We start from the raw sequence: 11,009 nt of genomic DNA, 5'->3' as shown, positions 1-11,009 counted from the left end.
GGCCGCTGTGCAGCCGGTGGTCGCCACCCCGTTGCAGACCACGATCCAGCCGGACGCCGCAACCACGCCGATCGCGAATGTGTTTACGCCACCGGCAGGTCCGTCGGTGCTGACGGTGCCCGCGGCGGAGGCGCCCGCGCTGTTCGAACACGCACGGCCGACGCCGGTGAAGCCGATTGTGGTGCCGGACACGCGGCCCATCGATGTCACGACGCCGACGGTGCCGACCGTGCCGCCCACCGTCATCAAGCCGGTGCCGAACCCGATCATTCCCGGCGACATCACCGTGCCGAGCATCCCCGGTTTCCCCGGCGGGACCACGCCGACCACGCCGCACACCGGCGGTGGCATCACCCTGCCGGACCTGCCGACCAGCAAGGTGCCCGTCCCGACGGTCCCGAAGCCGACGGAAAAGCCGACCGACCCGGGTGGTGTCACCATCCCCACCGTGACCAACCCGCCGACGGTGCCGAGCATCCCGACGGTGCCATCGGACTCGAACCCGACTGCCACGGTCCCCACCGGCACCTTGCCGGGCGGTAACCAGGGCGGGGCCACCATTCCGACTGTGCCGCACACCGAGCCGACCGTGTCGATGCCGACAGTGGCGGTGCCGACCCTGCCGCCGCACGGCGGGACCATGCCGACGGCCGAGGTGCCGAACAACCACCAGCCTGCCCCGACGCAGGTCCCGGTGCCTTCGTACAAGCCGCCCGTCTTCGACCCGAAGCCAGGCGGGATTGCGCAGCCGATCAGCGATCCGCACGCAGCGACCCTGCTGCCGTTGGCCGACCACTCCGCGTTCGTCGATCACGCAACGCTTGCTGCCACGAGCAGCGGTTTGTCCGGCGGGTTGCTGCCGGACTCTTCGCTGCCGGACCCGGCGCTGCCGGACACCCACCACGACCTGCTGTCGGGGGCATGGACATAACGTCGTAGCCAGGACGGTGCGCGGAGGGGCGTCCGTATCGATTGAAACCAAGACATGAAGGAGGAGGCTTGTCTGCCGCAGCCCGGCTGAAGGCCGCGACGGTGAAACACCCGGACGCGATGGCGCCGCTCATCCGGATCCTTGACGAACTGCGGGAGATGACCCGATTCGCAGGCCGGGACGATCTCGGCAGCCGTCTTGGCATGGTGCGAGCCAGGGTGAGCGATCCCCGGGTTCGGCTCGTCGTCGTCGGCGAGCCCAAGAACGGGATGAGCACGCTGGTCAATAGTTTGGTCGGTGCGTCGGTCAGCGCGACCGACAGCGACCTGAGCGTGCCCGTCATCGTCGAGTACGGTCCGGAACCGACTGCGACGCTGGTGCGTTCGATCGACGGCCGGATCGAGCGCCAGTCGGTGGATCCGCTCGATCCCGGTCCGGCCATCTCCGGTTTCGGGGTGGTCAGGGCCGAGTTCACCCAGCCGAGTCAGCTGCTGGCCGACGGGGTCGTCGTGATGGATGCGCCTGGCGCACACCCCAACGACAACACCGCATGGTCGATGATCGCCGCCGCCGATGCCGTGCTCTACGTCGGCGACGCGGCCGCGGAGCTGACCGTCGAGCAGATCGCCTACCTGCAGCGCATCCAGCACATCTGCCCGACCGTGATCTGCGTGCTGAACAAGATCGACCAGTACCCGCACTGGTCGCACACCCAGCAGCGCAACCGCGAGCTGCTCGACGCCGCGGGACTCGGCTTCGCGGTGGCGCCGGTCTCGGCCGAACTGCATCGGCAGGCCGGCCTGACCGGCAACTATCAGCGCGATATCGAATCCGGTGTGCCGCAACTGATCGACCACCTGCGTGACTATGTGGTCGGTCGCGCCGACGGCGTCGCGATGGAGGCCGCGATCCAGGACATCCGGTTGGTCAGCGACCATCTCGCGTTGACGATGCGCAATGAGACCGAGGCGCTGCGTGATCCGCGGCGCAGGGCCGAGATGACCGACAAGCTCGTCCGTGCCCGCGACAACGCCGACCAGCTGCGGCAGCGCACGGCGAACTGGCAGGTCACCCTGCTCGACGGCAGCGCAGAGCTGATGGCCGATATCGAACACGACCTGCGGCACCGGCTGCGCAGCCTGGTGCGCGACGCCGAGGCCGAGATCGCGCGGACCGATCCGGCCCGACGCTGGAAAGAGTTCGCCACCGATCTCGATGCGCGCATCTGTGAGGCGGTCGAGGAGAACTTCGTGATGGCGCACTACCGCTCCGTCGAGTTGTCCGAGCAGGTGGCCTCGAAGTTCTTGGCGGACAACCGCACTGCGCCGTTACCCGATATGCGACTGGACAAGCCCGGCGAGGTGCTGGAGCCGGTGCAGCCGCTGGAACCGCTCGAAAGTGCGAAAGCCGGTGTGGTGCAGCAGCTGCTGTCCGGTCTGCGCGGCTCCTACGGCGGCATCCTGATGGTGGGTCTGGCCACCAGCCTGCTCGGCATGGGGCTGGTGAACTGGTACTCCGCAGGCGCGGGTCTGCTGCTCGGCGCCAACGCGCTGTGGGACGACCGGCAGAATCGCAAGACCCGCCGTCGTGCCGAAGCCAAGGTCGCGGTCGCCCGATTGATGGACGACGTGATCTTCCAGGTGAGCAAGGAATCGCGAAACCGCTTGCGCGCCATGCAGCGAGTACTGCGCGACCACTTCACCGACATCGCCGCCGACGTGTCCAAGCAGGCCGACGACGCACTGCGATTGGCCGAAGCCGCGCAAGCGAAGTACGGCGACAACAGCGGCGACCGGATCACGGCCCTGAACGAGCACATGGGCAGACTGCGCGGCCTGCGTGCGCAAGCCGACGGTCTGGCGGCTGCCGCCGCTTGACCACCGCAGCGACGGGTCAGGAAAGCCCGTCGCTGCTCGGCTGATTCGTCCGGCTGGTCGTCTGAGTAGCGAATAACCCTGTCAGGCAGGATGATTCGCGGGGCTGTGCGCGGGCTGGAAGCCGCCCGAGTTGCGGTAGTCCTCGGCGCGGATCACATGGGTGACGGCGTTGATCAGGGCCAAGTGGGTGAACGCCTGCGGGAAGTTGCCGAGGTGACGGCCGCTGCGCGGATCGATTTCCTCGGCATAGAGCCGCAGCGGGCTGGCGAAGCTGAGCAGGCGTTCGCACAGCTGCTTCGCCCGCTGTACCTCGCCGATCTCCACCATCGCGGACACCAGCCAGAACGAGCAGATGGTGAAAGAGCCCTCGTCGCCGGACAATCCGTCGTCGGTGGTCTCGGTGCGGTAGCGCAGCACCAGGCCGTTCTCGGTGAGCTCGTCGGCGATGGCGAGCACGGTGGCGCGGATCCGGTGATCGTCCGGCGGCAGGAAACGCGTCAACACCGCAAGCAGCAGGGAGGCGTCGAGGGTGTCGCCGCCGTAGGTCTGGGTGAGGACGCCGTCGGCGTTCACGCCGTTGGCGAGGATGTCGTCCTTGATCTCGTCGGCGATGGCGTACCACTCGCCGGCATGCTTGGTCTGACCGTGTAGCTCGGCCAGTTGCGCGCCGCGGTCGAGCGCCACCCAGCACATCACCTTCGAGGAGGTGAAATGCTGTGGCTCGCCGCGTACTTCCCAGATGCCGCGGTCGGGTTCGCGCCAGTGCGCGATGGCCGCCCGCACCTCGCGCTCCAGCAACGGCCACAACGACTCCGGTACCTGCCTGCGTGATTTCACGTGGAGGTAGACCGCGTCGAGCATGGTGCCCCAGATGTCGTGCTGGTCCTGGTTGTAGGCGGCGTTGCCGATCCGCACGGGCTGGGCGCCGTCGTAGCCGCTCAGATGATCCAAGGTGGCCTCGGTGATCTCGCGTTCGCCGCCGATGCCGTAAAGCACCTGCAGCGGAACGGAATCCCCGTTCTCACAGGTGGTGGCGTCCCGCAGGAACGCGAAGAAGTCGTCGGCCTCGCGATCGAGGCCGAGCGTGTAGAGGCCCCAGAGCGCGAAGCTGGAATCGCGGACCCAGGTGTAGCGGTAGTCCCAATTGCGTTCGCCGCCAGGTGTTTCCGGCAGCGACGTGGTCGCGGCGGCGAGCAGCGCGCCGGTCGGCGCATAGGTGAGGCCCTTGAGGGTGAGCGCGCTGCGTTGTAAGTAGCTGCGCCACGGGTGATCCGGGAAATTTCCCAGGGTGATCCACTGGCGCCAGCACTCGGAGGTCTGCCACATCTTCTGCGCCGCGTCCTGATACGTCTTGGGCGCGGGCAACTCCGACCACGTCAGCGCCACATACACCTCGTCGCCCTCGCTCAGCCTGGTGTTGGCGCGGGCCTCCCTGCCCTCCAGACCGAGCCGCAGGTCGGTGGTCAGCACCAGGGTCGGTCCGGCGCTCGGGTCGTCGGAACGCACCGCGGTCGCTTCCTCGTAGACCTTGCCGGTGTACTCCCAGCGGGCAGGCGCACGGTGGTAGTCGAAGGCGGGTTCACAGCTCATCTCCAGCTCGACCGTGCCGTTCACACACTTCACCGTGCGCAGCAGCAAATGCTCGGCATCCCAGTCCATCGGTGTGCGGCGGTGCGTCTTGGAGCGCTGGTCGTTGTTGTGCCACGGCCCGAGCACGAGCGCGTCGCGGACGATGAGCCAGCCGGTCTGCGTCTGCCAGGTGGTTTCCAGAATCATCCCGCCGGGCAGGTAGCGGCGCGCGGCGGGCACATTGACGCCGTACGGTCCGAGTCGGAAGTGCCCGGCACTTCGGTCGAGCATGGCGCCGAAGATGCTCGGCGAATCGGGCCGGGGCACGCACATCCATTCGACGGCGCCGTTGTTCGCGACCAGGCAACTGGTCTCGCAGTCGGACAGGAACGCGTAGTCGTCGATCGGCGGGAACACGCTGTGCCGCCGCGCCTCGATCGACCGGTCGGGCACTACGAGAGCCTCCGGTGGATCGCCGGCGAAGTCATCGGAAGACGCCATACCTCACTGTATCCATCCGCATGCCCGCCGTAGCCAAACGCAGGCCTCCCAAGGGTGGTTGGACCCGGACGCGCCGGCTGGTAGGGCTTGGCGTGTGGGGGATCGGACTCGGGCCTCGGGCGGCGGGGCGGGAATTCTGGCTTGCCGAGCTCTCAGGTGGACCTACTAGGCTGGGCTCGTGCATCGGATCGCAGGTTGGTGGGACAGCTTCGAGCTGTGGGTCGCGGGACTCCCGTTCATCCCGCAGTTCCTCGTTGTGCTGGTAGGCATGGTCCCGATCAGCTTCCTCATCGCCTACCTGCTCGACCGCGCACTGCGCGCCGTGCTGCGGGTGCTCGACCGCAAGCACGACCTCGAGCCCGCCCGCTACCTGCCCGTCCTGCCCGAGGTCACGGAGCCGGTGCTGACAGCGGCCGAAGCCAGGCCGACGGTGCAGAGCGGCGCCCGCTGATGCCTCGTTCGCGCGTCCAACTCGCGCTCATCGCGCTGCTCGTCCTCATCGTCGTCGCCTGGCTGATCACCCGCTGAGTGCTCAGCGGGTGATCACCGCTCAGGTTCAGTTCTCCCGATCGCCCTTGCGCCAGTCGTCGAACCGCTTGCCGATCTTGGACACGGTGTCGGTGACTTCCTGACCAACCGTGTTCACCGCGGCGCCGACGTCGCGGCCGAGGTTGCGCACGGTCTTGATCAGCGGATCCTCGGACTGGTCGAAGTTCTCACGGTAGCTGCGTGCGGCTTCCTTGATCTCCGCACCGAGGCTGGTGTTGCGGTCCTGGTCGCGGCGCGGATAGTCGCCTGCCACGATCCGGTCGTACTCCCCGCTCTGGATCCAGCGGCGCATCTCCGCGGCGCGCAGCACCGAGAACGGATGGCTCTGCAGTTCCAGGTTGAGCAGCTTGAGCACGCCGTCGCGCAGGTCGCCGGAGCGCTCGTAGTCGTCGGCCTGCTCGAGGAAGGCGCCGTGGTTCATCTCCTTGATCCAGGTGCCGCCTGCCGTCTTCATGTGCACCCGCACCGAAGCGTCGACGTCCTGCCCGCACAGCAGCCCGGCCCGGTCGCCGGACAGCTCGGACTTGCGGCTCCATTCCATCAGCGCGGCGACGATGGCGCGCAATGCCCAGCCGCCCACCGGCATCCAGCCGATGCTCGAGGTGAGCCGCAGCAAATGCATGAGCATCGTCCGGTACACCGCGTGCCCGGACAGCGCGTGCCCGAGTTCGTGGCCGATGACGAAACGCAGCTCCTCGGTGTCCATCAGGTCGATCAAGCCGGTGGTCAGCACGATGAACGGCGTGTCCATGCCGATGGTGAATGCGTTGACGTGTGGTGTCTGCAACACGTACATCTCCGGCGTGGTGCGTGCGTCGAGCGTGTTGACGCAGTCCTCCCGCAGCTGATGCAGCGAACGGAACTGCCGTTCGTCGACGCGCACGGCCGTCGCCAGGTAGAGCAGGCGGTGCTGGCGTTCTTGCAGCAAACCAGAAAGCGTGCGCAGCAGGATGTCGAATCCGGACAGCGTGCGCAGCGCGACCAGCGCGGTGCGGTCGGCGGGGTGCTCCCACGCGCGGGTGCTGATGCCGGGGAACCGGGCGCGGACACGATCTGGGCTGGTAGTCATGGGATGAAACCCCCCTCTTCCTGGAGCTCTGTAACTCTTGGTAATTCGAATCCGGACAATGTGCTCTGCTACAGTCTGCCCGTGTCTTCGAGTGCCGTCCCGCTGGTCCGCCATGAATTGGCGTTGATCGCTGTCGGCAATCTCGCAGTCGCAGACATTCTCTGTCGCTGATCGGCCAACCGGTACGTCTGCGCGTCCCTACCTCACCTCGTAGACTGGCGTGCAACCTTTTCGCAGACGTTCCGGAACCCCGACGGTCGATCCGACCGATAGGCGCGCCATTGCCGCATTGCTGCGGTGACAGGTCTACCGATCCAACAGTAGTTTTCCCTGCCGCTCGATGCCGAGAGTCGGCGGTCCGTAGGAAAGGTCCACCCCGAAATGTCTAGCAAATCTTGGCTTTCCCCGCGTAAGCGTTACATCATCGTCGCCATGACCTCGGTCGCGGCGGTCGTCCTTACCGCATGCGGTGGCGGAGCCAGTGATACGACCGGGGGCGGTGGCGCCGACGGTAGCGGCGGCACGCTGAACCTCTACGCGTACGCCGTGCCGAAGCCCGGTTTCGACAAGGTCGTTCCGGAGTTCAACAAGACCGAGAAGGGTAAGAACGTCGTCGTCAACGGCTCCTACGGTGCCTCGGGCGACCAGTCCCGCAAGGTCAAGGACGGCGCCGAGGCCGATATCGTGAACTTCTCGGTCGAGCCGGACATCACCCGCCTCGTCGACGCAGGCCTGGTCGACGCGAGCTGGAATGCCGACGCCACCAAGGGAATTCCGTTCGGCTCGGTCGTCGCGATCGTGGTCCGCAAGGGCAACCCGAAGGGCATCAAGGACTGGGACGACCTGCTGAAGCCCGGCGTCGAGGTGGTCACCCCGAACCCGTTCAGCTCCGGCTCGGCCAAGTGGAACTTGCTCGCGCCGTACGCGGCCAAGTCCGACGGCGGCAAGAACCCGCAGGCAGGCCTGGACTACCTGAGCCAGCTGGTGTCCAAGGACCACGTGAAGGTGCAGCCGAAGTCCGGCCGGGAAGCCACCGAGACGTTCCTGCAGGGCACCGGCGACGTGCTGCTCAGCTACGAGAACGAGGCCCTGTTCTCCGAGCGCAACGGCGATCCGATCGAGCACTTCGTGCCGCCGGTCACCTTCAAGATCGAGAACCCGGTCGCGGTGCTGAAGTCGAGCAAGAACCAGGAGAAGGCCGTCGCCTTCCGCGACTTCCTCTACACCCCGGCCGGTCAGAAGGCATGGGCGACAGCCGGTTTCCGCCCGGTCGACCCGAAGGTCGCCGCCGACTTCGCCAAGGACTTCCCGACGCCGCAGAAGCTGTGGACCATCAGCGACCTCGGTGGCTGGAAGACCGTCGACAAGGAGCTGTTCACGCCGAACACCGGCTCCGTCGCGGTGATCTACGACAAAGCGACCAAGTAGCCGCTTCGGCGCACGGAATACTGGACGACTGTGACTGACAGCAGCACCGCCGGGATCGGGTCAGCGCCCGCTCCCGGCGGCCCGGAAAAAGCGCCTGCGACCCCGCGCTGGAATTGGTCGTGGCTGCGGGTGACCGGCTCGGTGGGTCCGCTCGGCATCGCCACCGCGGTGCTGTGGCTCAGCATCATCGTGCTGCTTCCGCTGGCCGCGCTCACCGTGACCTCCTTCGACGAAGGCTGGTCCGGGTTCGTGGACGCGGTCACCGCGCCTGCGGCGCTGGACTCGCTGCGGATCACCGTGTTCGTCTCGGTGGTGGTCGCGCTGATCAACGTGGTGATGGGCACGCTCATCGCCTGGGTACTCGTCCGCGACGAGTTCCCGGGAAAGGGCATCGTCAACGCGTTGATCGACCTACCCTTCGCGTTGCCGACGATCGTGGCGAGCATCGTGCTGCTGTCGCTGTACGGGCCGCAGAGTCCGATCGACATCCACCTCAACGCCACTCAGCCCGGTCTGGTGGTGGCGTTGGCGTTCGTCACGCTGCCGTTCGTGGTCCGCTCGGTGCAGCCGGTGCTCATCGAGGTGGACCGCGAGGTCGAGCAGGCCGCGCTCTCACTCGGCGCGAGCAACTGGACCACGTTCCGCCGCATCGTGTTACCGACGCTGGCTCCGGCGATCATCTCCGGTGGCGGCCTGGCTTTCGCCCGCGCCATCGGCGAGTACGGGTCGGTGGTGCTCATCGGCGGCGCCATTCCGCGCGAGACCGAAATGGCCTCGCAGTACATCCAGAAGCAGATCGAGATCGACCGGCCGATCAACGCGGCAGCGGTTTCCGTTGCGCTGCTGGCCATCTCGTTCGCGTCCCTGCTTGTGCTTCGCCTGCTTGCCGAGCGAAGCGTCCGTAAAGAGCAGGAGGCCCGGTGAACAGGCCCGCTCGACGACACCTCGCTGGCGCTCGGCTTTCGTCGAGCGCACCAGGCGCTGGTCTGCGATCGGGGGCGCTTCGCTTCCCCGATCGCGGTATACCCACCCAGGTACGGCCTGCAGTACACCCATGGGGGGCGTGGTGAATCTTTCTTGGCCGACGCGTATTTCGCTGCGGGTGGTGGCACTCGGCTACCTGCTCGTGCTGTTGGTGTTGCCGCTGGTGATCATTCTGTGGCGGACTTTCGAGAAGGGGGCTGGCGCGTTCATCGACTCGATCACCACGCCCGCCGCCATCTCGGCGTTCCAGCTGTCGTTGATCATCGTGGCGATCGTGGTTCCGGTGAACGTGGTCTTCGGAGTCGTCACCGCGATCGCGCTGGTGCGCGGAAAGTTCCCGGGCCGCACCCTGGTTCAAGGGATCGTCGATCTGCCGTTCGCGGTGTCGCCGGTGGTCGTCGGTGTCGCGCTGATCCTGCTGTGGGGCGCGGGTGGCTGGTTCGGCGGATTGGAAGACCTCGGCTTCAAGGTCATCTTCAATCTGCCCGGCATGGTGATCGCCACCATCTTCGTCACGCTGCCGTTCGTGGTGCGCGAGGTCGAGCCGGTGCTGCACGAGATCGGCGACGATCAGGAACAGGCCGCGGCAACCCTCGGCGCCACGCGGTGGCAGACGTTCTGGCGAATCACGTTGCCCGCCATCCGTTGGGGCCTCACCTACGGTGTGGTGCTCACGGTGGCACGCTCGCTCGGCGAGTTCGGCGCGGTGATCATGGTTTCCTCGGCGCTTCCCGGTAAGTCGCAGACTCTGACACTGCTGGTGCACGGCCGATACATCAACGACCACAACACCTTCGGCGCATACTCGGCGGCGACGCTGCTGATGGGTATCGCGCTCGTGACCCTCCTGTTGATGACCCTCCTCGAACGCAAGCGGGGCACCAAATGATCACCGTGACCAATGCGAAGAAGAACTACGGTTCGTTCGCCGCGCTCGACGATGTCACCATCGACATCCCCTCCGGCGAGCTGACCGCTCTGCTCGGGCCCTCGGGGTCGGGCAAGTCGACGCTGCTGCGCTCGATCGCGGGGCTGGAGTCGCTCGACTCCGGCATCGTGGTGATCGCGGGCAACGACGTCACCAGGGTGGCGCCGCAGAAGCGCGACATCGGGTTCGTCTTCCAGCATTACGCTGCGTTCAAGCACATGACGGTCCGCGACAATGTGGCCTTCGGACTGAAGATCCGTAAGCGTCCCAAGGCCGAAATCGCCAAGCGTGTCGACGAATTGCTCGGCATTGTTGGGCTCGACGGGTTCCAGCATCGGTATCCGGCGCAGTTGTCCGGCGGTCAGCGTCAGCGTATGGCCCTGGCTCGTGCTCTTGCGGTCGATCCGCAGGTGTTGTTGCTCGACGAGCCGTTCGGCGCGCTGGATGCCAAGGTCCGTGCCGATCTGCGTACGTGGCTGCGCAGGCTGCACGAGGAGGTTCACGTGACGACCGTGCTGGTCACCCACGACCAGGAGGAAGCGCTGGACGTGGCCGACAAGATCGCGGTGATGAACAAGGGGCGGATCGAGCAGTTCGGTACGCCTGAGGATGTATATGACCGTCCTGCAAACGAATTCGTGATGTCGTTCCTTGGTGCGGTGGCGCGGCTCAACGGGCATCTGGTGCGGCCGCATGATATTCGTGTTGGTAGGGAGCCTGCGATGGCGTTGGCTGCGGATGAGGGCACTGCGGAATCGGCGGGTGTCACCAGGGCGACCGTTGAACGGGTGGTGCATCTGGGGTTCGAGGTGCGCGTTGAGTTGCGCAATGCGGCTACCGGAGATTTGTTCGCTGCGCAGGTGACTCGTGGTGATGCGGAGGCTCTCCGCCTCACTGATGGCGAAACCGTCTATGCCCGTGCCACCAGAATCCCCGAACTCCCTGCGCACTGATTTCCCGCTGTGATGGTAAGTGCGGGTTTGGCGGTGGGTTGCGTTGGGAGACTTCAGGTTTAGGTATCTCGGGAGGTGTACTTTGCTCCGCGGGTTTGACGGTCTCCTGGCGAGTGCGGCCGTCTCGGGGTTTGCACTGGATAGCGTGGTGGCGTCGTGTGCCGTACCCGGCTGACCTCCGCAGTCGGTCACGGGTTCTCTTGTTCCAGCCGGGTTGCTT

9 protein-coding genes and 1 pseudogene are annotated in these 11,009 nt (G+C 66.4%); 8 read left to right on the top strand and 2 right to left on the bottom strand.

The window, feature by feature from the left end:
* Together NA11_RS46110 and NA11_RS43190 are read left to right on the top strand one after the other, a co-directional pair.
* A pseudogene (locus NA11_RS46110) lies at window positions 1–931 on the top strand (hypothetical protein); the annotation flags it as partial.
* A 68-nt stretch (window positions 932–999) separates the two neighbouring features.
* Window positions 1,000–2,808: a P-loop NTPase family protein gene (locus NA11_RS43190; protein ID WP_069167919.1), complete on the top strand. Its 1,809-nt coding sequence runs from the start codon at window positions 1,000–1,002 to the stop codon at window positions 2,806–2,808.
* An 81-nt stretch (window positions 2,809–2,889) separates the two neighbouring features.
* Here the strand turns inward: NA11_RS43190 and NA11_RS43185 are convergent, their stop codons facing one another.
* The gene (locus NA11_RS43185; protein WP_084655597.1) at window positions 2,890–4,878 is read right to left on the bottom strand and encodes a glycoside hydrolase family 15 protein; all 1,989 of its coding nucleotides are present in this window, start codon (window positions 4,876–4,878) and stop codon (window positions 2,890–2,892) included.
* Window positions 4,879–5,056: 178 nt separating this feature from the next.
* On the opposite strand from NA11_RS43185, the gene NA11_RS43180 reads away from it, so the two are divergent.
* Window positions 5,057–5,329, top strand: coding sequence for a hypothetical protein (locus NA11_RS43180; RefSeq protein WP_069167918.1), 273 nt, complete (start codon window positions 5,057–5,059; stop codon window positions 5,327–5,329).
* Between the two features lie 105 nt (window positions 5,330–5,434).
* On the opposite strand, the gene NA11_RS43175 is transcribed toward NA11_RS43180, so the two are convergent.
* Window positions 5,435–6,496, bottom strand: coding sequence for a M48 family metallopeptidase (locus tag NA11_RS43175; protein WP_069167917.1), 1,062 nt, complete (start codon window positions 6,494–6,496; stop codon window positions 5,435–5,437).
* A gap of 81 nt (window positions 6,497–6,577) precedes the next feature.
* Between NA11_RS43175 and NA11_RS47285 the strand changes: the two genes are divergently transcribed.
* From NA11_RS47285 to NA11_RS43155, 5 genes are all read left to right on the top strand, one after another.
* The gene (locus NA11_RS47285; RefSeq protein WP_332873269.1) at window positions 6,578–6,667 is read left to right on the top strand and encodes an Ms4533A family Cys-rich leader peptide; all 90 of its coding nucleotides are present in this window, start codon (window positions 6,578–6,580) and stop codon (window positions 6,665–6,667) included.
* A 261-nt stretch (window positions 6,668–6,928) separates the two neighbouring features.
* Window positions 6,929–7,924, top strand: coding sequence for a sulfate ABC transporter substrate-binding protein (locus NA11_RS43170; RefSeq protein WP_439957149.1), 996 nt, complete (start codon window positions 6,929–6,931; stop codon window positions 7,922–7,924).
* 30 nt (window positions 7,925–7,954) lie between these two features.
* Window positions 7,955–8,848: a sulfate ABC transporter permease subunit CysT gene (gene cysT, locus NA11_RS43165; protein ID WP_439957148.1), complete on the top strand. Its 894-nt coding sequence runs from the start codon at window positions 7,955–7,957 to the stop codon at window positions 8,846–8,848.
* A 142-nt stretch (window positions 8,849–8,990) separates the two neighbouring features.
* Entirely contained in the window at window positions 8,991–9,797 is an 807-nt protein-coding gene (gene cysW / locus NA11_RS43160) for a sulfate ABC transporter permease subunit CysW (protein ID WP_069167921.1), read from the top strand.
* Window positions 9,794–10,789, top strand: coding sequence for a sulfate/molybdate ABC transporter ATP-binding protein (locus NA11_RS43155; protein ID WP_069167915.1), 996 nt, complete (start codon window positions 9,794–9,796; stop codon window positions 10,787–10,789). The genes cysW and NA11_RS43155 overlap by 4 nt, the downstream gene beginning before the upstream one ends.
* Window positions 10,790–11,009: the final 220 nt, after the last annotated feature.

The organism is Nocardia altamirensis NBRC 108246 (genome assembly GCF_001612685.1).
GTDB classification, from domain to species: Bacteria; Actinomycetota; Actinomycetes; order Mycobacteriales; family Mycobacteriaceae; genus Nocardia; species Nocardia altamirensis.
Note: the sequence above shows the minus strand (reverse complement) of the source record. Positions and strands in the feature narration are given on the sequence as shown.

Coding starts and splice junctions, on each gene's coding strand:
- NA11_RS43155 (WP_069167915.1), top strand. CDS start 9,794: ATGATCACCGTGACCAATGCGAAGAAGAACTACGGTTCGTTCGCCGCG.
- NA11_RS43185 (WP_084655597.1), bottom strand. CDS start 4,878: ATGGCGTCTTCCGATGACTTCGCCGGCGATCCACCGGAGGCTCTCGTA.
- NA11_RS43175 (WP_069167917.1), bottom strand. CDS start 6,496: ATGACTACCAGCCCAGATCGTGTCCGCGCCCGGTTCCCCGGCATCAGC.
- NA11_RS43170 (WP_439957149.1), top strand. CDS start 6,929: ATGACCTCGGTCGCGGCGGTCGTCCTTACCGCATGCGGTGGCGGAGCC.